The sequence below is a fragment of the Marinobacter salinisoli genome (assembly GCF_017301335.1).
GTDB lineage: Bacteria > Pseudomonadota > Gammaproteobacteria > Pseudomonadales > Oleiphilaceae > Marinobacter > Marinobacter salinisoli.
In genome coordinates, this window is record NZ_CP071247.1 from 2,202,263 (window position 1) to 2,227,161 (window position 24,899).

Genomic DNA, 24,899 nt, shown 5'->3' on the forward strand with positions numbered 1-24,899 from the left:
CATTGTTGTGTTCAGTCTAGACAAGGTTTGCGGAAACGAAAGTATTGGCATTGCCTCTGTATTGGCGCTCTGGCCAAAAAAAGTTGGATTGAAAACAGAGTGTTGCGATTCGCCGCAGCGCAGTTGTGACAAAGATGGTATGAGCTTTGCGACGCGTTGGGAGGCACCGACGTCATTTGCAGGGGTGGATGTTGGCACTCGGTGCCCTGTAGACAGACGAAAAAAATAACAAGGAAAGCCTATGTCCCTAACACTGGAGAACATCTCCCGTGTCGCTGATGGCGTGGACTATATCCGTGACGCCAATCTGACGTTCGAGGCAGGTTCGTTCAATGTGCTGCTGGGCCGAACCCTGGCGGGCAAGACGTCACTGATGCGCCTGATGGCCGGGCTGGATACGCCGACCACCGGCCGGTTGTTGTACCGGGGTGACGATGTCACTGGTCAGTCCGTTCAACAGCGCAACATCTCGATGATTTATCAGCAGTTCATTAATTATCCAAACCTGACGGTGTACGAGAATATTGCCTCTCCTCTGAGGCTGGCGAAGATGTCGGACAGCGAGATCGACCGTCGGGTGAAAGAAACCGCCTCGATGCTGCACATTGAGCCGTTGCTGAAACGCCACCCTCTGGAGTTGTCCGGCGGGCAACAACAGCGCACGGCCATGGCCCGGGCACTGGTCAAGGATGCCACTCTGATTCTGTTTGACGAGCCGCTGGTCAATCTGGACTACAAGCTGCGGGAGGAGTTGCGGGCCGAATTAAGAAGCCTGTTCCGCGAACGTCAGTGCATCGCAGTGTATGCCACCACAGAACCGAATGAGGCGCTGGCGTTGGGCGGCACCACAACCTTGTTGCACGAAGGCCGGGTGGTCCAGACCGGGCCGGTGATGGATGTCTATCGGGCACCGGTCAGTACCCTGGCGGCACAGCTGTTCAGCGAGCCGCCGATGAATCTGATCCGCGGCCGGGTGACCGATACCGAGGTCACCTTCGATGAATATTCCCACCATGCCCTGACTCAGGAACTGGCCGCTCTGAAGCCCGGTGATTACTGGTTTGGCATTCGTCCCAGTCACATTGGCCTGGTACCCGCCAATGACGATGACCTGGAAATGGCCATGGAGGTGGCGCTCAGCGAAATCAGCGGTTCGGAAACCTTCATGCACGTGCAGAACCGGTATTTCGAAATGGTGCTTCAGTTGATGGGCGTGCATCAGTACCACACCGGGGCGCCGGTCAAGGTTTACCTGCCCATCAACAAACTGTTTGTGTTCGATGACCACGAGCAATTGGTGCTGACCCCCGCCCAGGCCGCAGGAGGCAACTGATGGCTGAGATTGAGCTGAAATCACTGGCGCACAGCTACAGCTCCACACCCACTGGCCCGGCAGACTATGCCATCCGCCAACTGGACCATGTCTGGGAACGGGGTGGTGCCTATGCGTTACTGGGGCCCTCAGGCTGTGGCAAGAGCACCATGCTCAACATCATTTCCGGTCTGGTGGAGCCTTCGGAGGGTGAGGTCTTGTTCGATGGGCGCCGGGTGAACGAACTGTCGCCGCGGGAGCGCAACATTGCCCAGGTGTTCCAGTTCCCGGTGGTCTACGACTCCATGACGGTGTACGACAACCTGGCATTCCCGCTCAAGAACAACAAGGTGGCTGCGTCGAAAATAAAGGCCCGGGTGCACGAAATCGCCGAGGTTCTGGAAATTGAGGACAAGCTTTATCGAAAAGCGAAGAACCTGACCGCCGATGAAAAGCAGAAGGTGTCCATGGGCCGGGGACTGGTCCGTGAGGATGTGTCTGCCATTTTGTTTGACGAGCCGCTGACGGTCATTGATCCCCAGCTCAAATGGCGGCTGCGCCGAAAGCTGAAGCAAATCCACGAACAGTTCGACATCACCATGGTGTATGTCACCCACGATCAGCTGGAGGCATCCACCTTCGCCGACAAGATCGCGGTGATGTATGACGGCCAGATTGTCCAGTTCGGCACTCCAACCGAGCTGTTCGAGCAGCCCAACCACACCTTCGTTGGCTTTTTCATCGGCAGCCCCGGTATGAACCTCATCGAGGTATCCCGCTGCGAGCAGGGTGGGCGTTTTGGCGATACGGTGATCCCGCTGGAGCCCTGGCAGATTGAGGTGCTGCAACGGCTGAAGACCAACAACGTCAAGATCGGCATCCGGCCGGAGTTCGTGGAACTTTCAGCCCAGCCGGCAGATGACACCTACGCATCCGAAGTGCTGGATGTGGAGGATCTTGGCACCTACAAGATTGTGACGGTGCAACTGGGCTCTGCTCAGATCAAGGTCCGCCAGAACGAGGAGTTTGAGGTTCGGGTCGGCGGGACGACCCACGTCGCTTTTCCGCGGCAATGGCTGAAGCTGTACGTGGATGAATTTCTGGTACAGGAGCACGGGTGATGGACAAGATACCCAATAACCGCGCCTGGTGGCTGGTGCTGCCGGTGTTCATTCTGGTGGCGTTTTCCGCCCTGGTGCCGCTGATGACGGTGGTGAACTACTCGGTGCAGGACATTTTCGGGCCAGGTCAGGCGTACTTCGTCGGTACCGAATGGTTTCGTGAGGTGCTGACCAACGAGCGGCTGCAGGACTCCCTGATACGGCAGTTTATCTTTTCCGGTGCGGTGTTGCTGATTCAAATTCCGCTCGGTATTGCGGTGGCACTGATGATGCCGAAATCCGGTATCAAGGCGTCCCTGTGCCTGATTCTGTTGGCGATTCCGCTGCTCATTCCCTGGAACGTAGTCGGTACCATCTGGCAGATCTTTGGCCGTGGCGATATCGGGTTGTTCGGCTGGGGCCTGAACGAACTGGGGTTTGACTACAACTACACCGGCGATACCGGGGATGCCTGGTTCACCGTGCTGCTGATGGATGTCTGGCACTGGACTCCGCTGGTGGCGTTGCTGTGTTACTCCGGTCTGCGGGCGATTCCGGAGGCCTTTTACCAGGCGGCGGAAATTGACCGCGCCTCCAAGTGGGCGGTGTTCCGGTATATCCAGCTTCCGCGCCTGAAGAACGTGCTGATCATCGCCGTGCTGCTGCGGTTCATGGACAGTTTCATGATCTACACCGAGCCGTTTGTTCTGACTGGCGGCGGCCCGGGCAGCTCTACGACCTTCCTGAGCCAGACCCTGACCACCATGGCCATCGGCCAGTTTGATCTGGGCCGGGCAGCGGCCTTCTCGTTGATCTATTTCCTGATCGTGTTGCTGGTGTCCTGGTTGTTCTTCACCGCCATCACCCACGCGGACAAGAAACAATAGGAGGCCATGATGGATAACAGTCGAGGCAAGAACATTGGCATCACCATCTTCATCGTGTTGTTGCTGACGCCGATTTACTGGTTGCTGAACATGTCCTTCAAGACCAACCAGGAGATCCTGGGCGGGCTGACGCTGTGGCCGGAGAACTTCACCCTGCACAACTATGAGGTCATCTTCACCGATCCCAGCTGGTACAACGGCTACATCAACTCGATGATCTACGTGTCCATGAACGTAGTCATTACCCTGACCGTGGCCCTGCCCGCGGCCTATGCCTTCAGCCGTTACAAGTTTCTGGGCGACAAGCACCTGTTCTTCTGGCTGCTCAGTAACCGCATGGCACCACCGGCGGTCTTCCTGCTGCCGTTCTTCCAGCTCTATTCCTCCATAGGCTTGTTCGATACTCACATTGCCGTGGCGCTGGCCCATTGCCTGTTCAACGTGCCACTGGCGGTTTGGATTCTTGAGGGCTTTATGTCCGGCGTGCCACGGGAATACGACGAAATGGCTTACATCGATGGTTACAGCTTCCCGAAGTTTTTCGTGAAGATCTTCCTGCCGATGATCCGCTCCGGCATCGGGGTGACCGCCTTTTTCGCTTTCATGTTTTCCTGGGTGGAGCTGTTGCTGGCCCGCACGCTGACGTCAGTCGACGCCCAACCGATCGCCGCCATCATGACCCGAACGGTAGGCGCCAGCGGTATTGACTGGGGCGTGTTGGCAGCAGCCGGAACGCTGACCATTGTGCCCGGCCTGCTGGTGATCTGGTTTGTGCGCAATCACGTGGCCAAGGGCTTTGCCCTCGGACGGGTTTGAGGGAGAACTGAGATGCTTGCATGGATGAACTGGACGCCGGCGGTTGCCACCTTCTTTGGTGTCATCGCCGCCATTCTGCTGGTCATGACCATCTACGAACTGGTGTCGCCCTGCGTTGAGCGCAAGGGCTTCCTGCCCATTGCCACCACCCGTGGCGACCGCCTGTTCATTGGCCTTCTGTCGGCGGCGTACATCCACCTGGCGTTTCTGGCAGTCAGCGAGGTCAGCCTGTGGGTCGCCCTGGCCATTTCCGTGATCTGGTTGCTGGTGCTGTTGCGCTGGGGCTAGCCGGGTGACAAGACGATCGGAATGCGCGACAGAGGTTTAAGAATTCGGAACCGGTGGTTCGCCGGTTTTGGAGTGAGGGATAGCGTTAAAACGCTATGACAGGGAAACGAAATGGAGACTGTTTCGTTCCATCCAATAGACGAAAAATGAGGTTGGATATGTTCAAGAACAATAACTATCCGAGCGCTCTTTTGCTCAGCGCTGCCGTCGGCGCTGCGGGGCTTGCAACCAGCTTGCCCGCCAGTGCTGACCAGTACTCGGATGCAGCCGAGAAGTGGGTGAATGAGTCGTTTAAACGGTCGACGTTGAGCAAGGAAGAGCAGCTTGAAGAGCTTGCCTGGTTTACCAAAGCCGCTGAGCAGTTCCGGGGTATGGATATCAACGTGGTCTCGGAAACCATCGCGACCCACGAGTACGAAGCCAATGTCCTGGCCAAGGCCTTTACCGAGATCACAGGCATCAACCTGACTCACACCCTGATTCAGGAAGGGGATGTGATTGAGAAACTGCAAACACAGATGCAGTCGGGACGTAACATCTACGATGCTTACGTCAACGATTCCGACCTGATCGGTACCCACTTCCGGTACGGTAAGGTGGTGCCGGTGCAGTCGATCATGGAAGGGGCGGGCAAGGACCTGACTCTGCCAACCCTGGACCTGGACGACTTTATTGGCCTGGACTTTGTTACCGCACCGGACGGCACCCTCTACCAGTTGCCGGACCAGCAGTTCGCCAACCTGTACTGGTTCCGCGCCGACTGGTTCGAGCGGGATGACCTGAAGCAGCAGTTCAAGGAAATCTACGGTTATGACCTCGGTGTACCGGTGAACTGGTCCGCCTACGAGGACATTGCCGAGTTCTTCTCCGTTCACGTGAAAGAGATTGACGGTGAACGTGTCTACGGCCACATGGATTACGGCAAAAAAGACCCGTCACTGGGCTGGCGCTTTACCGACGCCTGGTTCTCCATGGCGGGTGCCGGCGACAAGGGCTTGCCCAATGGCTTGCCGGTAGATGAGTGGGGTATTCGTGTGGATGAGTGTCACCCGGTGGGTTCCAGCGTGAGCCGTGGCGGTGCCACCAACGGTCCGGCCGCAGTCTACGCCACCACCAAGTACGTTGACTGGCTGGAGAAATACGCCCCACCCGAAGCTCAGGGGATGACGTTCTCTGAGGCCGGGCCGGTGCCGGCTCAGGGCAATGTGGCGCAGCAAATCTTCTGGTACACCGCCTTTACCGCCAGCATGGTGAAAGACGGCTTGCCCGTGGTGAACGACGATGGTACGCCCAAGTGGCGAATGGCGCCGTCTCCCCGTGGCCCTTACTGGGAAGAAGGCATGAAGCTTGGGTATCAGGACGTTGGCTCCTGGACGTTCTTCGATTCGACACCTGAAAAGCGTCGGCTGGCGGCCTGGCTGTATGCCCAGTTCACGGTGTCCAAGACCGTATCGCTGGAAAAAACGCTGGCGGGCCTGACGCCAATTCGCGAATCTGACATCAATTCGGAAGAGATGACCGAGGCCGCACCACGGCTCGGGGGGCTGGTTGAGTTTTACCGCAGCCCTGCCCGGGTCCAGTGGTCGCCAACGGGCACCAACGTACCGGATTATCCGAAGTTGGCTCAGCTGTGGTGGCAGTATATTGCCCAGGCCGCCAGTGGTGAGGCGACCCCACAGGAAGCCCTGGATGGACTGGCCAAGGCGCAGGATCGTGTGCTGGAGCGCCTGGAACGTGCCAACGTGATGGCGACCTGTGGTCCGAAACTGAACGAGCCGCGGGACCCCCAGTACTGGCTGGATCAGCCGGGATCACCCAAGGCCAAGCTGGACAATGAAAAGCCTCAGGGCAAGACCGTGCCGTATCAGGAACTGCTGAAAACCTGGGAGGACGCTCGCCAGAGCTAATCCACTGGGAAAAGGCCCGCAACTCCAGTGGTTTATTCGGAGTTGCGGGCCTTTTTATTGGTGGCTGCATAGCAGCCTGCAAGACTCTCGCTTCAGTTTTGGCCGTACACGCGTTCCTGATCAAACCGGTAGTAACCGGTGGCTTCTTCCGACCGAATCACTTCCGCCATCCCATCGCCAAAAATGTCCTTGGCCGCCTGGTCGAGCGCTGCATCACGCTCAGGCCCTGCTTCGTAGCTCTGAACAATGGCGTTGCGCTGGGCCTGGTATTGCTCGCCTTTGCTCCAGCGCTGGTCCCGGGTTTGGTCGAGCTCGGTCCATCGTTCAAGAGCCTCTTCGTCCATACCCAGTTCCGAGCGAATGGTCCGCAAGGTGCGATAGCGCTCTGACTCAGATTGTTGGCTCAACGTTGCCTGAATGGATGGCTGGATCAGGAAGCGATCGGTCAGTTCCTGCCGGCGCTGCTCGAGAACACTGCTGGCCTGATCGCCGTAGGTTTGTTGGATGGCATCGGTGTAGGAGCGGGCTTTATCGACCGGGGAACCGTTGGCCGCATTGATTTGCTTCAGGGATTGGGCCAGAGCGTGATTCCGGATTTCCGCCTGCCAGATAAGCTCGGCATCGTCACCAAAGAGTTCCTGCCGTTTGGCCCAGAGGAAGTCCCGGCGCTCTTCCGGTCCCATCGTGCGCAGGGTGTAGCGTTCCTGCTCCATAAAATCCCGATACGCCAGCAGGGCGGTGAGTTTATCGGTCAGCGCGCTGCTGTGATCCGGGAACCACAGCTCCAGCAGTGCCAGGAGGTTTTCCTGCCAGTGCTCGGGGTCAATGCCGGAGAGGTAACGCATCATCTCTTCGAGCAACTTGATCTGGGCCGTGGGTTGGTTCAGACGGTCGCCGTAGCGATCCTGCAAAGTCTGCCTTACTTCTTGCAGTGCGTCGTCGGTGGCTGTCGGCTTCGGGACGGAGGTGGTCGCTGTGATGGGAGCAGAGGCCTGGGGTGGCTCTGCCTTATCGGCCGGTGCAGCTGCCTGCTGGGGTGGTTCAACGGGTTGGGCGTTGTACCAAAGATAGGCGGCGGTGGCAGTGACCAAACCGGCAAGCGCCAGTCCGTGAAGCTTTTTTTTGTTCACGCGGGGAATCTCCCTTTATTGTTGTACTTCTTAAGTGGTTGGCTTTAAGGGTGCCGTGAGCACCTTTGTATGCCAAGACAGCAGAATAAAAAGTGACCGGTTAAAAGGTTCATGTGTGATTTGTATCACAAAATTATATGTGCGGATGCGATACAAATGGGCTGTCTAAAATTTAGACAACCCGGTTATCTGGATACCCGTGAGTTACTCCCGAATTCTTGGGGGACTCAGGAAAGACGTCGTCTGAAACAGCAGTTCTGACGCCTGAGGGATGTCGAGGGGAGATCGGTTCCAGTCAGTAGTTACCGTGGTTAGGCTCACAAAAAAAACAAGAGGCTAACAACCATGAATCATCTGAAAACCCTGAAAGTAGTAGGGCTGGCTGCCTGCTTTGTTGGTGCTTCAATGACCGCATCGCAAGCCCTGGCCCGCGACGCAAACCGAACGCAGTTCCCGATCGTGTTTGCGCATGGCATGGCCGGATTTGACGACATCCTCGGATATGATTATTGGGGGGATGACTACGGAACCTACGTTCTGGACGCATGCAACCGGTTCCTCGAAGTCAACTGCAATGTCGACATCAATAGATATCAGCGAAGCTATGTTTCCGCCGTGACCCCCTTTGAGAGCTCTGAAGTTCGCGGACACCAGCTTGCCAATAACATCGAAAGCTATATGGCGACCTCAGGGGAGAGTTACGTGAACATCGTGTCGCACTCCCAGGGGGGAATTGATGCCCGCAAAGCCGCCCGGGTGTTGCGTGAGCGCAAGGGCTACCGTGTGGTGAAAACCCACGTCAGTGTCTCTTCGCCACACCGCGGTTCACCCGTCGCAAAATTCATCCTGGATCACTACGCCAATGCGGTCACTGAGACCCTGGCAAACTACGTTGGCGATGTGATCTACAACAACGGAAATGACGCCATTGCCGGTGCCAAACAGCTGGTCTTCAACGACTATGACCCCAACGATGGCGTCACTACCGGCTTGAAGGCATTCAATCAGAAGTACCCGGTTAGCCCATCGTATATCGAGCATTCGGCTGCGCTGATGACGGCGCAGAGGGGAGGCAGTGTGAACCCCGCTCTTTGGCTGCTCAAAGAGGCGATTTACGACATCGATGGCGACGGTTACTGCTACGAAGATTGCAATAATGATGGCGCGGCCGGTCAGGGTGACGGCAATCCGGACGATCGAGATGACGATGGTCTGGTCGGTATCAACAGTCAACAGCAGGGTACCCGCCTGCAATACTTCGAGTGCTTTGGCTGTCTTGACTACGTATGGGATCGGACGGAGTTCGGTTACGTATCCGATCTCAATCATCCAAATAGCACACAAGCCACGTCCTCGTCCTACGTGATCAACCAGGATCACCTGGATGTGATTGGTGTTGGCCCGGATACCTTTGACGAAATGGAGTTTTACGCCGCAATTACCGACTACATAGCCGATCGCGGTCACTGATCAGTGGCCGATCTTTAGCTGCAAACAAGGCCGACCCTGCGGGTGTCGGCCTTTTCTTTCACTGTCGCCCGTGATTTCACATGCACTTAATCTCTGGTTCCCCCGGCCGGCGAGTGAGCGAGCATCGGTCAAAAAGTGCACATGTGATGGGCGTCTCAAAAATATGTGTGCAAATGCGATACAAAAAGGTCTGTCTATTTTTTAGACAGCCCGGTTGGCTGGATGCTCGTACGTTCCTTTTGCATCGTCGGGGTACTTACGGAAGAGGCCATCACTGAATAAGGACGTTTGAATCCCGGGGGATGCCGAGGGGAGACCATCCCAGTCAGTTAGTACCGTGGTTAGGCTCACAAAAAAAACAAGAGGCTAACAACCGTGAAAAATCTGAAAACCCTGAAATCCCTTGGGCTGGCAGCCTGCTTCGTCGGCGCTGCAGCGACTTCTTCGCACGCCCTCGCACGCGATGCAAATCTGACCCAATTCCCGATTGTGTTTGCTCATGGCATGGCCGGTTTCGATGACATCCTCGGTTACGACTACTGGGGAGACGATTATGGAACCTACGTGCTGGATCAATGTGACAAATTCCTGGAATCCAATTGCAACGGCAACATCAATAACAATCAGAAAAGCTATGTTTCCGCAGTAACGCCGTTTGAGAGTTCTGAAGTTCGTGGATTTCAGCTCGCCAACAACATCGAAAGCTATATGGCCACGTCGGGCCAGAGTTACGTAAACATCGTGTCGCACTCCCAGGGGGGAATTGATGCCCGTAAGGCCGCCCGGCTGCTGCGTGAACGCAAGGGCTATCGTGTGGTGAAAACCCACGTCAGCGTATCCTCGCCACACCGCGGTTCACCCGTCGCAAAATACATCCTGGACCATTACGCCAATCAGGTCACTGAGACACTGGCGAATTACTTTGGCAACATCATCTATAACAATGGCAACGACGCCATCGCGGGTGCCAAACAGCTGGTGTTCAACGATTACGACCCGAACGATGGCGTGACCACGGGGTTGAAGGCGTTCAATCAGAAATATCCGGTGAGCAGTAGTTACATAGAGCATTCTGCGTCTCTCCTCACGGCGCAGGATGGTGCCAGCGTGAACCCTGCGCTGTGGCTGCTGAGCGAACTGATTTACGACATTGATGGTGACGGTTACTGTTACGAAGACTGCAACAACGATGGTGCCGCGGGCCAAGGTGATGGGAATCCGAACGAGCGTGATGATGACGGTCTCGTCGGTATCAACAGCCAGCAGCAGGGCTATCGCCTGCAGTACTATGAATGTTTAGGCTGTCTGGATTACGTTTGGGAACGGACTGAGCTGGGCTACGTATCTGATATCAGTCACCCCAACAGCACCCAGGCGACGTCCTCCACTTACGTCATTAATCAGGACCATCTGGATGTGATTGGGGTGGGTCCGGATACCTTTGATGAAATGGAGTTTTACGCCGCTATCACGGACTACATAGCCGATCGCGGGCACTGAAGTTCCTGGAATAACCCGCAGTAAACAAGGCCGGCCCTTTGGGTGCCGGCCTTTTCTTTATGTGTCACCTTTGATTTCACACCGGCGTCATCTTTGGTTCATACTAGGCTACCCAGTTGTGTTCAATCTTGCCCGCAACTGACTGGTTTGGCTGGCGGCAGTCGGGAGCTTATGAGGGCAGAGCAATGATGAGAAAACGCGAATTCCAGGGTGAACCAATTGTGTGGCAGGTAGGCCGCTGTTATCTGGGTACTGTCATGGTGGCCCGAACGTCCAAGGGAATTTGCGCGGTTCTTCCAGGAGATTCCACCGAGGAATTGTTGACGGAGTTGGCTGATCGCTTTCCGGGGGCAACCTTTGAGCATTGCGACAGCCACCGGGAGGACTGGTTTCAGGGGGTGATGGACTATCTGGTAGATAGCCGAAAGCAGCCGAGCGTTCGTCTTGATCTGCGAGGTACCGATTTCCAGTGCCGGGTCTGGCATACCTTACGGGAAATTCCGTCGGGCAGTTGCGCCAGTTACAGCGAGGTGGCCCGTCGCGTCGGCCTTCCGTCGGGTTCCCGGGCCGTTGCCGGTGCCTGTGCCGCCAATCCTGTCGCCGTGCTGGTCCCGTGCCACAGAGTGCTCCGAAGTGATGGAAGCCTTTCCGGATACCGCTGGGGTCTGCAGCGCAAAAAAGCGCTTCTGGATCATGAGCAGTCGCTGTCCGAGCGCTGATCTTCCTTTCTTTATCTGGGCTTAAACTTGATAAGCATCAAGCCCGGGTTAGGCTTATGCTTTAGGGTGATATGCAAGATCGGATTGTCCGGACACTTTGACAGGCAGGAGGCGTTTTATGAGTAACCGCAAGGCAGAGCTTGAAACCCTCAGGGCAGACCTGCAAGCCCGATTGGCGCGCTATGAGGCTCATCAGCATCGGGAAGACGGCGCGTTGGACAAGGATTTTGAAGAGCAGGCCACTCAAACCCAGAACGACGAGGTGGTTGATTCCCTGGAATCCGAAGTCCGGGTGGAGCTGGTCCAGATTGAGCGCGCGCTTGAGCGCATCGCCCATGGCATCGGAGATGAGTGCGAGTCCTGTGGAGAGCCCATAGATCCCCGCCGTTTGCAGGTGTTGCCTTACACGACCGTTTGTGTGGATTGCGCCGAAGACTGACCGCCCCTCTGGCCACGGACGGTGCCGATGGTTGCCGAATCGGTTTTTCGTACCCGCAGCCTCACCAAATCCTATGGTGAAGGCGACGTCCGCATCTGGGCCTTGAGGGGCGTCGACCTCGACCTGTATGCCGGCGAGTTGGTGGTACTGCTGGGCGCCTCCGGATCCGGAAAGTCGACTTTACTGAATATCCTCGGTGGGCTGGATGTCCCTGCATCCGGCGAGGTTTGGTACCGGGACATTGACCTCAGCAAGGCCGACGACCGGGCGCTCACCGCCTACCGACGGGACTATGTCGGCTTTGTCTTTCAGTTTTATAACCTCATACCCAGTCTCACGGCGTGGGAAAACGTGGCTGTTGTCACCGAGATTGCCGAACATCCCATGCCGCCGGGAGACGCCTTGGGCCTCGTCGGGCTGAAAGAACGCATGCATCATTTCCCTGCCCAGCTGTCGGGGGGTGAGCAGCAGCGCGTTGCGATTGCGCGGGCTATCGCGAAATGCCCTGAGGTGCTTTTGTGTGATGAGCCCACCGGAGCCCTGGATTCCAGTACCGGCATACTGGTGCTTGAAGCACTGGAAACCGCCAACCGTGAAACCGGAACCACAACGGTTATCATCACGCACAATGCCTCGATCGCCCAGATGGCGGATCGGGTCATCACGCTTTCTGATGGCATGATTAGTGGTGAGACACGCAATGCCACACGGGCCGATCCGCGATCGTTGAACTGGTAACTCCGATGCGTCCGTTACCCAGTGTCCTGAATAAAAAGGTGTTCCGGGAATTGTGGCAGATGAAGGGTCCGGTTCTGGCGATTGCCTTTGTTATCGCCGGTGGTGTGGCCGTGTGCGTGATGTCCATTCTGTCCTACAGCACCCTCTCGACCACCCGTGCTCAATATTACGACGAGTATCGGTTTGCCGAAGTATTCACCACGCTCAAGCGGGCGCCGCGTCACTTGTTGGAACGAGTGGCAGAGATTCCGGGTATCGCTGACGTCAGTGATCGCGTTGAAGGTGGCGCCAAATTGCGCATGGCGGGCTTTGATGAGCCCGTGTCAGCCCGGGTCATTTCGTTGCCCGAAACCGGGCAGCCCTCGCTCAACCGACTGTTCGTTCACCGGGGGCGTCTGCCAGCGCCTGGACGCAGTGCCGAAGTGGCAGTGATCGGGTCTTTTGCGGAAGCTCACAAGCTAGAACCCGGTGACCGTTTTCCGGCCATCATCAACGGCAGGGAGCAGATGCTTACACTGACTGGCGTGGTGGAATCACCCGAGTTCATCTTTGTGATTCCCCCCGGTGGTCTGTTACCGGACTTTCAGCGCTTTGGCGTGCTCTGGATGAGTCGTGCTGATCTCGCTGCGGCCCTGGATATGGAGGGGGCGTTCAATAGTCTGGTAGTCCGGATTCAGCCGGGGTCTTCGCAGAATGGTGTGATTGATGCGCTGGACCGTGTTTTTGCCCGGTTTGGCACAACAGGGGCTTTTGCCCGGGAGGACCAGACCTCCCACCGATTCCTCAACGACGATCTCGAGCAGCTCAAAATCATGGCAACGATGCTGCCGGCTATCTTCATGAGCGTTGCGATGTTCCTTCTTAACGTCGTTATTTCACGATTGGTGAATACTCAGCGCGATATCATCGCGGTTCTGAAGGCGTTCGGGTATACCACACGCCAGATCGCCATTCACTACAGCAAGCTGGTATTGGTGATTGCCGCCCTGGGCCTGGCACTTGGAATCGGGCTCGGTCTATGGCTCGGGCGAGCCCTCAGCGAACTGTACATGGAGTTTTACCGGTTCCCGGGGCTTACTTTTCAGCTCCCGGCCGTCTGGCTGGTATTGCTGGTCTTGCTGACCTTTGTGGTGTCTTTACTGGGTGGCTGGCGGGCCATCCGGCAGGGGACGGCGCGGCCTCCTGCCGAAGCCATGCGACCGGAAGGGCCGGCCGCCTATACGGTAACGACCGTAGAAACCTGGTTCTCTGGGTTTCGGTGGAGCCAGCCGTCACGGATGATCGTGCGGCAGCTCGCCCGACGTCCCATACGCGCTTTCCTGTCGGTCATCGGGATTGCGATGGCAACGGCAACAGTGCTGGTAGGCAACTTTCAGTTCGATTCCGTCGCCCTGATGGTTCAGACCCAGTTTGCCTCCATTCAGCAGCAGGACATGACCGCAACGCTGGTGGAGCCCGTCAATGCGGCTGCGCTTTACGGGCTGCAGCGTCAGCCAGGGGTGCGCTATGCCGAAGGGCGTCGGGTGGTGCCGGCCAAGCTGATCAACGGACACCGTCAATGGCGTAGCGCGTTGATGGGCATTCCCGAGGACGCATCTTTGCAGTTTGTGCTGAACGAGAGACTCATGCCCGTCGGCTTGCCGGCCGGCGGCTTGCTGCTGACGGATTATCTCGCTCGTGAACTGCAGGTTCAGCCCGGCGATCGCTTAACGGTTGAGATACTGGAGGGAGAGCGGCGCAGGGTATCGATCCCGGTTGCTGCTGTGACCGGAGAGTTTCTCGGCACCGGCGCCTATATGAGACTGGATGCGCTGAATCGTGTGCTGCGGGACGGACCACTCATCAATCAGGTGCTGCTGACAAATCATCCGGATCAGGAATTGCAGATCTTTCGTGAGCTCAAAGACACCCCTGGTGTGCTTGGAGTGGCGAAACGCCATGCCATGCTGGAAAGCTTCTACGAAACATTGGGAAAGACATTTCTGACTTTTACCTTCTTCAATAGCCTGTTGGGTGGCGTCATTGCCTTTGGGGTGATCTACAACACCATCCGGATCTCGCTGGCGGAAAAAGGGCGGGAATTGGCCAGCCTCAGAGTGCTGGGGTATACCCGCCAGGAGACGGCTCATATTCTCTTCGGCGAGGTCGCCGTGTTGCTGATCGCAGGGATTGGCGCTGGATGGCTGATCGGGCAGGGGCTTGCCTACTGGTTGACGACGGCTATGCAAACGGAGTTGTACCGGGTGCCCCTGATTATCACGGGGCAGACGTTCGGTATATCTGCAGCGGTAGTGCTGGTGTCCGCTCTGGTTTCCGGTGCCATCGCCTGGCGGCGGCTGCAAACGCTGGATCTGGTAGCGGTCTTGAAAACGAGGGAGTAACTCCGGGAGCGGCCTGCCCGGAGGCAACAAACAGCGAAATGGGTAAAGCATGACTGATCAGCGTTCTGTCGGAAAATGGATATTCTGGACACTGTTTGCCGGACTCGTTATCGGCGCCGTCTATTGGGCGGCCCGCCCGGAGCCGGTCTGGGTTGATCTGGCGCCGGTCGTCACTGGCAGCTTTGAGGTTTCGATCACCGAGGAGGGCAAGACACGAGTGAAAGACCGGTACCTGGTGTCGTCCCCGGTTGCAGGGTACCTGCATCGGGTAAGCCTCGAGATCGGCGACCCTGTAGAGCCTGGCCAGCTGCTCACCGAGGTGGAGCCCATGCCGGCGGGGATCCTCGATGCCCGAAGCCGTGCCGAAGCGCAGGCACGTGTGGGGGCAGCCCGGTCGGCACTGAATTCGGCACGGCAGAAGGTGGCCGCAGCGGAGGCTGAGGCCCAGTTTACGGCCGACGAACTGGTCCGCCTGCAGTCGCTGAGCAGCAAGCACTTTATCTCCGAGGATCGCCTGCAACAGGCATTGGCGGCAAAAAATCGGGCTCAGGCTTTCCTCAATTCAGCCCGCTTCGATGAAGAAGTGATGGCCCACGAGCTGGCTGCAGCCCGTACACGGCTTGAAGTGTCCGCTGCCCAGTCAAACGGTGGCGAGGCCTTTGACCGTGTTGGCGTACGTTCGCCGGTCAAGGGTGCGGTGCTTGGGATCGTGCGCACCAGCGAGGGGGTCATTCAGGCCGGCGAGCCCATTCTTGAAGTGGGTGATCCGACAGCTCTGGAGGTCGTTGTTGATGTGCTGAGTTTTGATGCCGTCAACTTGTCTGAGGGCGTGCAGGTCCGGCTTGACGGCTGGGGCGGGTCATCGTTGCAGGCTGTGGTGCAGCGGGTGGAACCGGTTGGTTTTGAGGATGTGTCGGCCCTGGGCGTCAAGGAACAGCGTGTCCAGGTGGTGGCGGATATCGTGAGCCCTGCCGAACACTGGGATACCCTCGGGGATGGCTACCGTGTCGATGCCACCTTTGTACTCTGGTCGGCGGATAAGGTGTTACAGGTCCCGGCTTCGTCGGTTTTTTATGCTGATGAGGGCACTTATGTCTTCAGGGCAGACGATGCAACTGCACGGTTAGTGCCGGTGACGGTGGGCAAGAGCAATGGCCTGCACACGGTTATCGAAGAGGGACTTGGGGAAGGGAATCTGGTCATTCGTCATCCGGATCGTCAACTTGAACACGGCGACCGGGTCCGTTACCGCTCGCGTTAAGCTTCGAACAATTATTCAGACAGGGAAGGGGGGGCGGTTATGACGCGGGTATCGGTTTCAGGGATTGTCTGGGCAGTGATTTTTCTTGCCGTGCTGATGTGGTCGGCTATTGAACCCAAAGACCGGGTGACCTGGATGTTGGAAGTGCTGCCTGCGGTGATTGGTTTGTGCCTGGTGGCCTGGTGTGTTGTCCGTTTTCCCCTCACGCCGCTCGTTTACTGGCTGATATTGATTCACGCCGTCATTCTGATGGTCGGCGGTCATTACACTTACGCGGAAGTACCGCTGTTTGATTGGTTCCGCGACTGGTTCGGCTGGCAACGCAATAACTATGACAAGCTGGGGCATTTTGCTCAGGGCTTTGTGCCTGCGCTCATTGCCCGCGAGCTGGTGATCCGATTCGACGTGTTCCATGGCAGGGGCTGGATGTCTTTTTTCGTGGTGTGTTTCTGCCTGGCCTTGAGCGCATTTTACGAGCTGATCGAATGGTGGGTTGCACTGGCCAGCGACGAGGCTGCGGATGCGTTTCTGGGAACCCAGGGTTATGTCTGGGATACCCAGTCGGACATGGCGTGGGCGCTCTCCGGTGCAGTCATTGCGCTGCTCGTTCTCGCCCGTGTGCACGACCAGCAGTTGGCCTCATTACGACCAGCAATCAGGTAAACCAACCACCCTGAACAGCGGCGCAACCGCTTGGGACTGAACTTCCTCCCCGGTCAGAGCGGACCGTTTCCTCTGGCCATTCTGGTGCCCTTCTGCAAATCTCCGGCAACCCTTGAACCAGTTCTCATCGCTGCTTTTTCAGGCCCCTTCTGCAGGGACAGATTTGAGGCACAGTTATCTTTAAGCGCACTGCCTTTTCGGTATCTTACCGTAACAACGTGTAACCCCATAAATCGCTTGGCGAATAACAAACAGGGACGTCTTTTCACATGCTGCTGGTGCTCGCCGGATCCATCCTCACATTCACCATAGTCCAGGAAGCGACCGTGGTTGAACCCTTCGAGAAAGGGGTGGTTGTGATTGAGCAAAATGTGGATTCGGGCCCTGTCGAATTGCGCTCCGATGTTCGGGTTGAGCCCCTGGTGGAACAGAAATACCGAAACATTGTGCGTCAGGCCTACGACTACAGTTGCGGCAGCGCGGCCCTGACCACCGTGTTGAATTACTACATCGGACGGCAGCTGACAGAACGGCAGGTCATGGAAGGCCTGCTCCATTATGGTGAAAGTGAGCGAATCGTTGAGCGCCGCGCCTTTTCCATGCTGGACATGAAACGGCTGGTCACCGCCCTTGGTTACCCGGCAGGCGGGTTCCGGGCTGGAATCGAAGACCTGAAAGACCTCGATCACCCGGCGATCGTTCCGATCAACCACGCCGGTTTCAAACATTTCGTTGTGCTCAGGACCATTCGTGACGGGCGGGTATTCCTCGCGGATCCCTCGGTTGGGAATATCTCCTTTCCGTTGGCTGAATTTGAAGAAAAGTGGGACGACAACGTCCTGTTCATCGTGTTCCCCGGCAGCGACAAGCCCCTCGATAACCTCGAACTCAAAGAAGAAGACCTTCGCTTCGTGGATGACCAGACACTAACTCTGCTGGCCTGGGAGCAGATACCCGAATTTCATGAGGCGACAGAACGGCGCATCCAGAACTTGCTGGAGCGGCAGAAGAATAATCCGGACGGTACTGTTGAAAACACCCGAAAACAATTGCATTACCGTCGCCATTAATTTGCCGGGTCGCGCATCCGGATCAGGAAAATCATAAGGAAAGGGAGTCAGGATGAATCGTTGGTTTGTGCGAGGCGTTATCCTTGTTTCCACGGCAGGCTTGCTTCCGTGTGTGGCACTGGCGCAGGAATCCAGTGTCGATCAGGCCCGTGAGGCTCTGGCCAAACAGGAGGGGGATGAGGATTCTTCAAGCCAGCTCGAGGAGGTATTTCAGGCTGCCGAGAAGAACTACTCGCTCCAGCAGAAGGGAACTCACTCACTCAATTACTCGTTTGATTACTCCTACACCGGCGATCAGCGTCTGGATCTGGATCTGATTGACGGTTCAATCAGAAATCTTGATGTCGTTCCCTCTGCGACCCACAGTTTCACGAATTCCTTTTCATACGACTACGGGCTACTGAACAATATTACGATCGGAACCCGTATCCCGTTGGTGGTCAAGTACGATACGCAGGATGAACTTTCCGTTTACGATTTCGGCGACATTTCCGTTACTGCTCGCTGGCAGCCGTTTGCGTACGTGCCGGGGCGGATGTCGACAACCTTCTTTGGCACCTTCACCACCAAGACAGGGGTAAGCCCGTACGAAATTGATATCAAGGAACAGTTGTCTACCGGCAGTGGCTATTATTCCATTGCTGGTGGTGCCAGTGTTTCTAAGGTACTGGATCCCGTTGTTATTTTTGGCTCTCTCAGTGTGACTTACAATTTCTCCGTGGACGGCCTCGATCAGGTGCGAGGTGCCCGCCGCTTGATCGCTGTCGATCCAGGCTTCAGCCTTTCTGGCTCGGCCGGATTTGCCTACTCCCTGTCCTACGATATCTCGCTCAGCGTTTCTACCCAGTTCAGCTACAGCGACGAAACCGTGCTTACCTTCAGCCAGGGTGGCCGGGCCGTCGCTCAGGATCAAATGTCCGGCTTCCTCAGTATGTCGCTCGGAACACGGGTGAGCGACACAACCATTGTAAATACCAGCGTAGGGATCGGCTTGACCGAAGATGCGCCGGACTTCTCCCTAGGGGTGTCTCTGCCCATTGATTTCTCTGGCCTCAAAGAGTGATGAGCTCCGACGTTTTAAGGGAAAGGGAAGGACTTCATGGGAAACTTTAGCCACAAGCGGAAGGTACTCGCGGCTCTGGTGGCTGCGTCCATCTCGGGCGGTGCCGATGCTCAGCTTGCGCAGAACCTTACGATCCATCCAAAGGCACTGGCACTGGGCAATGCGGTGACTGCCGATCCCCCGGGGATGATGGCGATTCACTACAATCCTGCAGGCTTGACCAAGCTGGATGATCGTCAGCTGGAAGTGAACCTTCTGAACGTATACCTCGACATAGACGCGGATTTTTTCGCGCCAGAGGGCTATGAGATTTTCGGCATTGACGGCTTGGAAATCGATCCGGCGACGGGTAAGCAAAAAGACCCGGTAGCCAATACACACAGTCACACCAATAACCTCGCCATTTTTGTTCCCGGGTATGGGATTTTGAGGATGCCGCCTGGGCCTGGTGTTTTGCCCTCAACGGGCATCAGCATCAATCCCCCGGGGTCCAAGCTGACATTCGGGAACGCCTTTTACCTGCCTTTCGCCGCGGGCTACTACAGGGATAAAGACGACCCTGGCCGGTATCAGGCTCAGGCCAACGCTCTTCAGCGCGTCACCTATCTCTCACCGACCGTTGGCTATGAGATCAACGATGAGTGGTCGGTGGGTGCCGGTATCCATTTGTCTCACATGGGGGTTGCCGCCGATCAATTCATGCGGGCTCCCAATATGTTGCTGGGCGTCGCCGAAATTTTGCAGGATGCGTTCAATTGCGAAAGCGGCAATGAGCCGCTTGCGCCTTGGATTGCACTGTGTGGCGGTAACATCGGCCCCTGGGATGATATCGGTGCCTTGAGCATTCAGGTCCAGGAAACCATATCGCCCACCTACACACTGGGTGTGATGTGGGAGCCCACGGACTGGTTCACCTGGGGCGCCAGCTACTCGTCGGAAGCGGATATGAATCTCAAAGGCACCTTTGAGATTCAGTATACCGAAGACTGGTCGGGTTTCTGGCAGGGGCTCAACAGTTCGGTGCTGGGGGCAATCAGCGCTGCGATTCTTAGTCTGCCGTCTGGTGCCCCGCGAGAAGCCGGCAACGTCAGCCTGGATCTGGTTTATCCGCAGCACTTTCAGACAGGCATCAGCGTAGACGTTCATCCGAAACTGACGTTGAACGCCGACATCGGCTGGACCGATTACGCGCAGTGGGATGCCTTTGAATTCACCTTTGACCGGAACCTGGAGTTCCTGAGCGCTGCCCGAATTCTCTCGCCAGACAATGCGACGCCCAATTCGCTCCGCTTGCCTTTGGGCTTCACGAGTCAGTGGAATTGGGGGTTCGGCGCAGAATTCCACGCTTCCAGCCGTCTCGATCTGAGGGCTGGTGTGGAAATTCGGGATTCGGCAATACCCGGGGATCAGATGCAGGTTCTTGCCCCGCTGGGCGGTGCCAAACTGTACAGCGTCGGTATGGGGTATAGGTGGGACAGGGACACCGAAGTGGATCTGAACCTGAGCTATATGCAAAGCATCGAAACCATCCCGGCCGATACCAGTTGTAACGTAAACTGCGACAATCTCACGAACATCATCTATAACCCCTACGCGGGATTAGACATTAAGACTTCGTTCAGGGTTGTGATCGCCGGCCTCAGTTTCCGAACCAAGTTCTGATCGGAAGGGCTGGCGTTTCCGGGTGGCATAATGAGGTCAGCAGTGGTTAAAAAAGCGGGTTTGGCGCCTTTCATCGGTATTCTTCTCTCGGGTTGCCAGCTTGGTGGGGCTCCTGTCGCTGAGCAAGACGGGTATTTCACTTGGGTCGATGAGATGGGTCGGGTCCAGTACTCACGGATCGTGAAAGATCCGGATACGGGGGCCGATGCAATCGACGAATCGACGACGGCTCATGGCACCGAGTCCAGCTCCCAGTCGCTCGACGAAGAAACCGAGTACACCCTCGAAAACTATCCGGATGGCAATCAGCTGGAGCGGGACGGCTACATTCGTCCGGGAGAGCCTTTGCCCTATTTCACCTGGCGCGATGCCGAAGGAAATATTCGGGTCAGTTATTTTCGCCCTGACACACGCACCGACATCGAAAGAGGCAAAGCCGCGCCGCCGGTTGAGCTGTCTCCTTCGAGTATTTACCAGGCGGGAGCCCTGGCAACTGTTTCCGAAGCTCCTGTTGAGGGGGCAGATCCCGAGGCATTTGCCATCCTTGGGATCGCCGACAGCGAAGAGGATTATCTGGCGCGTTTTGCCGAATCCTGCTGTGTTGAGCTGAAAAGCCAGGAATTTTCCGAGTGGCAGCAGGGCAGGGAATTTGGCGTCGACATCACGGACGAATCGCCGGCGCATCCGTTTCTGTCGGGAAGGAGCCCCTACCACCTGATCGCCCTGTCCAGTGTGTTCAGTGTGCCCGATTTCATCATGCGACTGAGATCTTACGAGTCCGATGGCGTCTTTGTCCCATCATTACTCTTTCTGGATCGGGATTTTCGGCCGCTCCGCCTGGTGACCGATATCGTCAGTGCCTACACCCCCGAATCCTGGAGTCGCCGGGGATTTCTGGAGGCCTGGATACCGGTATTCCCCGGCGAGGGTGAGCGCTGGATGGTCATTTTCACGCGCAAACAGGATCTGGACGGCCAGACCGTTGTCGAAGACCGGCGAGGTCCGCGCGCCATACCCCACGTGGGCGAAGGCGAATTGGGCTTGATGATGGTGGAAGAGGATTGACCAACCCGGTTAATCCTCGGGTTTGCTGAGGTCCAGCCATTGCTGCGATAACCAGTAAAAGCGGCCGTTTCCCGCCGGGTGAGTGCAGTTGTATCGGAACCGCCGGCTGTTAAAAGCCCTGGGCGCCTGAATTTTCGCCCGGCCATTTTTCACCTCGAAATCGATCCTTCCCATCCCCGAAGCAAAGCAGTTCAAGCGATCGGCGCTGATGGATGGCGGCAGGTCGAATGTCAGTGCGGGCGGGTTCTGGCCGATCACTCCGTCAGGGAGCTGATCGGCAGGCACCGGAAGCGCTCGACTCATCAATTTGTCTTTCAGCCCGTTCAACTGGCCATAGGCATCAGCCATGGGAAATCGTGGCAGGCGCGTGGATGATGACGCGGGGCCAATGGCTCCGGACTGTTGCCCATAGCCAAACCAACCCCTGTGCGCAATTTCCTTTTCCAGTGCCTGATCGAATTCTCCATAGGGGTAGGCGAACAGCGGTTCGGTGGTACCAAGCTCAGTCGCCAGTGTTTCTTGCGCCTGATCCAGGCTGACTTCGATACGTTGGCGCCATGTGGCCTTCGGTTCATCCGGTCTGCGGGCAAGATGGCCGTGGTCGGTGCTGTGATTGGCCAGCGTCACCTGGTCATTGGCGGCCAGATCCTCCAGCTGTTCCCAGGTCATGTAGCCAGGTGAGCCTACAGCATTGGTGTTCACGAATATGGTGAACGGATAGCCGTGTGCCGACAGGATTGGGGCGGCATTGGTATAAACGGACTCGTAGGCGTCATCAAAACTCAGGGCGATTTGATTTTGTTCACCCAGACTGCCTGAAAGGGCATCCCGGGTGCCCTCCTCTAAAGGCACGACCGTCATCTCCAGACGCGAGATCATGTCCATTTGAGCGTCAAAGAGCGCAACCGAGGTGCTGGTGGCAGGAGGTGTGCGATCGCTGACGTGGTGATACTGAAGGACCACAAGATCCGCCGCCAGATAGGGTGAAATCAGTAGAGATCCGGAAAACAGGATGCGTTGAGAAATCGATCGAAGGGACATGGAGCTTCCTCGAATTGGCTGAGCAATGGAGCTTGATCAGTTGGCGAGCTTGAAATGGTTTTTGAAAACGGCGAATGCCTGGTTCAGCCGCTGGATTTCCCCGGTGTCTCCGCCACGATCAGGGTGGGCCTGCATGACGGCTCTGCGGAAACGCTGCTTCACCTCGGCAAAGGTTTGCGGAATGGAGTCAAAGCCCAGAAGCTCGGACGCTTCCCGGACGTCAGCTTCTGCCGGGGCGGTGCCCGATTGTCCCGCCCAGAAATTATCCATCATCTGAAGGATGACGGCGTCATCAAGCTGGTAATGGGACAGATCCAGATAGAACGCACGCAGCTTGTCGTTACCCTGCGGCAGCCCGGTTGAACTCACCACTGGACAGAGTTCCAGCCGGATCGTCAGCGGTGATATTTCCAGAGCTAAGCCCGCTCCAGACAGAGTGTCACGCAGTCGATATAGGACATGGAACAGCAAAAAATGAACCGGATACAGTTTTTCCGGTTCACTGAAACTGATCTCGCCAAAGAGTTTCCAGGGCTCGGCCTGAAGGGCTTTGAGCAGGTACAGTTCGCTCAGTCCCTCTGGCGCCTGTCGTAATTCGTGTTCGACCGCCACCATCAGGTGCTGAATCTGCTGTTCCAGTGCGTGATGCTGAGCGCTCGTTCTAGTAGCGCGGCATGTTGTGAGCTGGCAGGGTTCGTTCATGGCGCCCATGTTAGGGCACTTGGGCTCGTCAGGGAACCTTGGTTAATTCCGGAATACCTCCCAGGAAAAGAGCCGTCGAGAATTGGGCGGCTCGTTGCGCTTCGGCCTCCCCGGCTTCCGGTTTCTGATGCGCCCGCCTGGCCACTTTCAGGCTCAGCTCGTAGGCAACACCAAAAAAGGCGGCACACAGGTACTCGGTATCAACATCGGGGAGTAGGCCTCGCTCCTTGGCTTCGCGAACATCTTCTTCCAGCGACAACATGCTCAGCCTGAGCAGTCCGGAGCCGAACAGCTTTTGCAGTGCCTGGTCGTTCTTATGGGCGAGTTCGTAAATGAGAGGGTCTCTGGCTGTGGCGGAATAAAGCGCCAGGTAAGCCTGGTGGATAAAGTCTATGGTGGTGTCGGCGGAGCGTCGGCTGTGGGTGAGATCCCGGTTCATCTGGGACAGGAAATCAGTCAGCAGGGCGACGAAAATGTCCTGTTTGCTCGCAAAGTAATTGTAGAAAGTGCCGGCGGCGAGCTGGGTGCGTTTGATGATATCCCGAATGGTGGCATTATCGTAGCCAAGCTCGCTGAAGCACTCCCGAGCGGCATTCAGAATGGCTTTTCTGTTTCGAATCCGGTTCAGCTCCCGCTTCCCTGGCAGCTTCCTGCTTACTGGCAACATATCCATGTTGTTTTCCTGTATGTCACTGCATCCTTGTGACGAGTATAATCCGTCGCTCGTCAAATTCTGAATCTATTGGGTATGTCCAAAGCAATGATTGCCAGTCCCGAAACTACGCAGGGCTCCGAGCTGGAGCGCCGACAAAAGCTGGAGCTCAACAAACTTCAAAAGCGTCTGCGCCGCGAGATGGGGCAGGCCATTGCCGATTTCTCGATGATTGAGGCCGGCGACAAAGTCATGTGTTGTCTGTCTGGAGGCAAGGATTCCTATGCCATGCTGGACATTCTGCTGAACCTGCAAAAAAGCGCGCCGGTCTCCTTCGAGCTCATCGCCGTAAACCTCGACCAGAAACAGCCGGGATTTCCGGAAGACGTCTTGCCAGGGTATCTGGAAACGCTGGGAATCGAATACCACATCATCGAGAAAGACACCTACAGTATTGTTAAGGAAAAAGTGCCCGAAGGGAAGACCACCTGCGGCCTTTGTTCTCGTCTACGTCGCGGAATTCTCTATAATTTTGCCGAGGAGCACGGGGTTACCAAGATTGCCCTGGGCCATCACCGCGATGACCTTCTGGAAACCCTGTTCCTGAATATGTTCTACGGCGGAAAGCTCAAATCCATGCCTCCGGTCCTGCATAGCGATGATGGCCGGAACACGGTTATTCGGCCTCTGGCGTACGCCCGTGAGAAGGATATCGCCCGTTATGCGGCCCTGCGGCAATTTCCGATTATTCCTTGTAACTTGTGCGGCTCTCAGGAAAACCTGCAGCGGCAGGTGATCAAGGAGATGTTCCAGACCTGGGACAAGCAGCATCCCGGAAGGCTGGAAACCATGTTCCGTGCACTGTGCAACGTAGAACCCTCGCACCTGGCAGATAACGATCTGTACGATTTCCGTGAGGGTAAACGATTGGGCGGCAAGCGCCAGGCGGCGGTTCAAAGTGTTGATGGAAGCGAAAGTGTTGATGGAAGCGAAACGTCCGATTTCGGGCGTCTGGATGTGCTCAACATTTAGC

Annotated in this window: 23 protein-coding genes; 19 read left to right on the top strand and 4 right to left on the bottom strand. The window is 56.6% G+C overall.

Annotated features, from left to right (window positions below; translation table 11 throughout):
- The first annotated feature begins 241 nt into the window (after window positions 1-241).
- The 6 genes from LPB19_RS10000 to LPB19_RS10025 all read left to right on the top strand — a co-directional run bounded on the left by LPB19_RS10000 (window position 242) and on the right by LPB19_RS10025 (window position 6,310).
- Window positions 242-1,333: an ABC transporter ATP-binding protein gene (locus tag LPB19_RS10000; RefSeq protein ID WP_206642773.1), complete on the top strand. Its 1,092-nt coding sequence runs from the start codon at window positions 242-244 to the stop codon at window positions 1,331-1,333.
- Entirely contained in the window at window positions 1,333-2,433 is a 1,101-nt protein-coding gene (locus LPB19_RS10005; RefSeq protein ID WP_206642774.1) for an ABC transporter ATP-binding protein, read from the top strand. Before LPB19_RS10000 ends, LPB19_RS10005 begins: the two co-directional genes overlap by 1 nt.
- A complete protein-coding gene (locus LPB19_RS10010) occupies window positions 2,433-3,299 on the top strand; it encodes a carbohydrate ABC transporter permease (protein ID WP_206642775.1) in 867 nt (288 codons plus the stop codon). Before LPB19_RS10005 ends, LPB19_RS10010 begins: the two co-directional genes overlap by 1 nt.
- Before the next feature lie 9 nt (window positions 3,300-3,308).
- Window positions 3,309-4,115: a carbohydrate ABC transporter permease gene (locus tag LPB19_RS10015; protein WP_206642776.1), complete on the top strand. Its 807-nt coding sequence runs from the start codon at window positions 3,309-3,311 to the stop codon at window positions 4,113-4,115.
- A gap of 12 nt (window positions 4,116-4,127) precedes the next feature.
- Window positions 4,128-4,403: a DUF2160 domain-containing protein gene (locus LPB19_RS10020; protein WP_206642777.1), complete on the top strand. Its 276-nt coding sequence runs from the start codon at window positions 4,128-4,130 to the stop codon at window positions 4,401-4,403.
- Between the two features lie 158 nt (window positions 4,404-4,561).
- A complete protein-coding gene (locus tag LPB19_RS10025; protein WP_206642778.1) occupies window positions 4,562-6,310 on the top strand; it encodes an ABC transporter substrate-binding protein in 1,749 nt (582 codons plus the stop codon).
- A 92-nt stretch (window positions 6,311-6,402) separates the two neighbouring features.
- Here the strand turns inward: LPB19_RS10025 and LPB19_RS10030 are convergent, their stop codons facing one another.
- Window positions 6,403-7,440: a hypothetical protein gene (locus tag LPB19_RS10030; protein WP_206642779.1), complete on the bottom strand. Its 1,038-nt coding sequence runs from the start codon at window positions 7,438-7,440 to the stop codon at window positions 6,403-6,405.
- Between the two features lie 345 nt (window positions 7,441-7,785).
- Between LPB19_RS10030 and LPB19_RS10035 the strand changes: the two genes are divergently transcribed.
- From LPB19_RS10035 to LPB19_RS10090, 12 genes are all read left to right on the top strand, one after another.
- Complete coding sequence (locus LPB19_RS10035; RefSeq protein ID WP_206642780.1) at window positions 7,786-8,910, top strand: esterase/lipase family protein; 1,125 nt, start codon at window positions 7,786-7,788, stop codon at window positions 8,908-8,910.
- A 375-nt stretch (window positions 8,911-9,285) separates the two neighbouring features.
- The gene (locus tag LPB19_RS10040) at window positions 9,286-10,410 is read left to right on the top strand and encodes an acetyltransferase (protein WP_206642781.1); all 1,125 of its coding nucleotides are present in this window, start codon (window positions 9,286-9,288) and stop codon (window positions 10,408-10,410) included.
- 185 nt (window positions 10,411-10,595) lie between these two features.
- A complete protein-coding gene (locus tag LPB19_RS10045; RefSeq protein ID WP_228289082.1) occupies window positions 10,596-11,129 on the top strand; it encodes a methylated-DNA--[protein]-cysteine S-methyltransferase in 534 nt (177 codons plus the stop codon).
- Window positions 11,130-11,247: 118 nt separating this feature from the next.
- A complete protein-coding gene (locus LPB19_RS10050) occupies window positions 11,248-11,568 on the top strand; it encodes a TraR/DksA family transcriptional regulator (RefSeq protein WP_206642782.1) in 321 nt (106 codons plus the stop codon).
- Window positions 11,569-11,595: 27 nt separating this feature from the next.
- Window positions 11,596-12,306 carry an ABC transporter ATP-binding protein gene (locus LPB19_RS10055; protein WP_206642783.1) on the top strand — a complete coding sequence of 237 codons (711 nt, stop codon included), beginning with the start codon at window positions 11,596-11,598 and terminating at the stop codon, window positions 12,304-12,306.
- Between the two features lie 5 nt (window positions 12,307-12,311).
- On the top strand, window positions 12,312-14,687 hold the full coding sequence (locus LPB19_RS10060) for an ABC transporter permease (protein ID WP_206642784.1): 2,376 nt from the start codon (window positions 12,312-12,314) through the stop codon (window positions 14,685-14,687).
- A gap of 49 nt (window positions 14,688-14,736) precedes the next feature.
- Entirely contained in the window at window positions 14,737-15,948 is a 1,212-nt protein-coding gene (locus LPB19_RS10065; protein WP_206642785.1) for an efflux RND transporter periplasmic adaptor subunit, read from the top strand.
- 39 nt (window positions 15,949-15,987) lie between these two features.
- A complete protein-coding gene (locus tag LPB19_RS10070; protein ID WP_206642786.1) occupies window positions 15,988-16,611 on the top strand; it encodes a DUF2238 domain-containing protein in 624 nt (207 codons plus the stop codon).
- Window positions 16,612-16,880: 269 nt separating this feature from the next.
- Window positions 16,881-17,681 (top strand): C39 family peptidase, encoded by an 801-nt coding sequence (locus LPB19_RS10075; protein ID WP_206642787.1) that lies wholly within the window; start codon window positions 16,881-16,883, stop codon window positions 17,679-17,681.
- Between the two features lie 52 nt (window positions 17,682-17,733).
- Complete coding sequence (locus LPB19_RS10080) at window positions 17,734-18,744, top strand: transporter (RefSeq protein WP_206642788.1); 1,011 nt, start codon at window positions 17,734-17,736, stop codon at window positions 18,742-18,744.
- 36 nt (window positions 18,745-18,780) lie between these two features.
- Window positions 18,781-20,406, top strand: a complete 1,626-nt coding sequence (locus LPB19_RS10085) for an OmpP1/FadL family transporter (protein WP_206642789.1) — start codon at window positions 18,781-18,783, stop codon at window positions 20,404-20,406.
- Window positions 20,407-20,436: 30 nt separating this feature from the next.
- Window positions 20,437-21,471: a MalM family protein gene (locus LPB19_RS10090; protein ID WP_206642790.1), complete on the top strand. Its 1,035-nt coding sequence runs from the start codon at window positions 20,437-20,439 to the stop codon at window positions 21,469-21,471.
- Window positions 21,472-21,480: 9 nt separating this feature from the next.
- On the opposite strand, the gene LPB19_RS10095 is transcribed toward LPB19_RS10090, so the two are convergent.
- Genes LPB19_RS10095 through LPB19_RS10105 form a run of 3 tightly spaced genes read right to left on the bottom strand, consistent with a single transcriptional unit; the run spans window position 21,481 to window position 23,887 of the window.
- Window positions 21,481-22,512: a polysaccharide deacetylase family protein gene (locus LPB19_RS10095; RefSeq protein ID WP_206642791.1), complete on the bottom strand. Its 1,032-nt coding sequence runs from the start codon at window positions 22,510-22,512 to the stop codon at window positions 21,481-21,483.
- A 36-nt stretch (window positions 22,513-22,548) separates the two neighbouring features.
- Complete coding sequence (locus tag LPB19_RS10100) at window positions 22,549-23,223, bottom strand: DNA-J related domain-containing protein (protein ID WP_228289083.1); 675 nt, start codon at window positions 23,221-23,223, stop codon at window positions 22,549-22,551.
- A 19-nt stretch (window positions 23,224-23,242) separates the two neighbouring features.
- Window positions 23,243-23,887: a TetR/AcrR family transcriptional regulator gene (locus LPB19_RS10105; protein ID WP_206642792.1), complete on the bottom strand. Its 645-nt coding sequence runs from the start codon at window positions 23,885-23,887 to the stop codon at window positions 23,243-23,245.
- 75 nt (window positions 23,888-23,962) lie between these two features.
- Here LPB19_RS10105 and ttcA point away from each other — a divergent pair, with 75 nt between their 5' ends.
- On the top strand, window positions 23,963-24,898 hold the full coding sequence (gene ttcA, locus LPB19_RS10110; RefSeq protein WP_206642793.1) for a tRNA 2-thiocytidine(32) synthetase TtcA: 936 nt from the start codon (window positions 23,963-23,965) through the stop codon (window positions 24,896-24,898).
- Window position 24,899 lies beyond the last annotated feature (1 nt).

Excerpts from the sequence above, each read along its gene's own strand:
- LPB19_RS10000 (WP_206642773.1), top strand. The coding sequence starts at position 242 with ATGTCCCTAACACTGGAGAACATCTCCCGTGTCGCTGATGGCGTGGAC.
- LPB19_RS10005 (WP_206642774.1), top strand. The coding sequence starts at position 1,333 with ATGGCTGAGATTGAGCTGAAATCACTGGCGCACAGCTACAGCTCCACA.
- LPB19_RS10010 (WP_206642775.1), top strand. The coding sequence starts at position 2,433 with ATGGACAAGATACCCAATAACCGCGCCTGGTGGCTGGTGCTGCCGGTG.
- LPB19_RS10015 (WP_206642776.1), top strand. The coding sequence starts at position 3,309 with ATGGATAACAGTCGAGGCAAGAACATTGGCATCACCATCTTCATCGTG.
- LPB19_RS10020 (WP_206642777.1), top strand. The coding sequence starts at position 4,128 with ATGCTTGCATGGATGAACTGGACGCCGGCGGTTGCCACCTTCTTTGGT.
- LPB19_RS10025 (WP_206642778.1), top strand. The coding sequence starts at position 4,562 with ATGTTCAAGAACAATAACTATCCGAGCGCTCTTTTGCTCAGCGCTGCC.
- LPB19_RS10035 (WP_206642780.1), top strand. The coding sequence starts at position 7,786 with ATGAATCATCTGAAAACCCTGAAAGTAGTAGGGCTGGCTGCCTGCTTT.
- LPB19_RS10045 (WP_228289082.1), top strand. The coding sequence starts at position 10,596 with ATGATGAGAAAACGCGAATTCCAGGGTGAACCAATTGTGTGGCAGGTA.
- LPB19_RS10050 (WP_206642782.1), top strand. The coding sequence starts at position 11,248 with ATGAGTAACCGCAAGGCAGAGCTTGAAACCCTCAGGGCAGACCTGCAA.
- LPB19_RS10055 (WP_206642783.1), top strand. The coding sequence starts at position 11,596 with ATGGTTGCCGAATCGGTTTTTCGTACCCGCAGCCTCACCAAATCCTAT.
- LPB19_RS10060 (WP_206642784.1), top strand. The coding sequence starts at position 12,312 with ATGCGTCCGTTACCCAGTGTCCTGAATAAAAAGGTGTTCCGGGAATTG.
- LPB19_RS10065 (WP_206642785.1), top strand. The coding sequence starts at position 14,737 with ATGACTGATCAGCGTTCTGTCGGAAAATGGATATTCTGGACACTGTTT.
- LPB19_RS10070 (WP_206642786.1), top strand. The coding sequence starts at position 15,988 with ATGACGCGGGTATCGGTTTCAGGGATTGTCTGGGCAGTGATTTTTCTT.
- LPB19_RS10075 (WP_206642787.1), top strand. The coding sequence starts at position 16,881 with ATGCTGCTGGTGCTCGCCGGATCCATCCTCACATTCACCATAGTCCAG.
- LPB19_RS10080 (WP_206642788.1), top strand. The coding sequence starts at position 17,734 with ATGAATCGTTGGTTTGTGCGAGGCGTTATCCTTGTTTCCACGGCAGGC.
- LPB19_RS10085 (WP_206642789.1), top strand. The coding sequence starts at position 18,781 with ATGGGAAACTTTAGCCACAAGCGGAAGGTACTCGCGGCTCTGGTGGCT.
- LPB19_RS10090 (WP_206642790.1), top strand. The coding sequence starts at position 20,437 with ATGAGGTCAGCAGTGGTTAAAAAAGCGGGTTTGGCGCCTTTCATCGGT.
- LPB19_RS10095 (WP_206642791.1), bottom strand. The coding sequence starts at position 22,512 with ATGTCCCTTCGATCGATTTCTCAACGCATCCTGTTTTCCGGATCTCTA.
- LPB19_RS10100 (WP_228289083.1), bottom strand. The coding sequence starts at position 23,223 with ATGGGCGCCATGAACGAACCCTGCCAGCTCACAACATGCCGCGCTACT.
- LPB19_RS10105 (WP_206642792.1), bottom strand. The coding sequence starts at position 23,887 with ATGGATATGTTGCCAGTAAGCAGGAAGCTGCCAGGGAAGCGGGAGCTG.
- ttcA (WP_206642793.1), top strand. The coding sequence starts at position 23,963 with ATGTCCAAAGCAATGATTGCCAGTCCCGAAACTACGCAGGGCTCCGAG.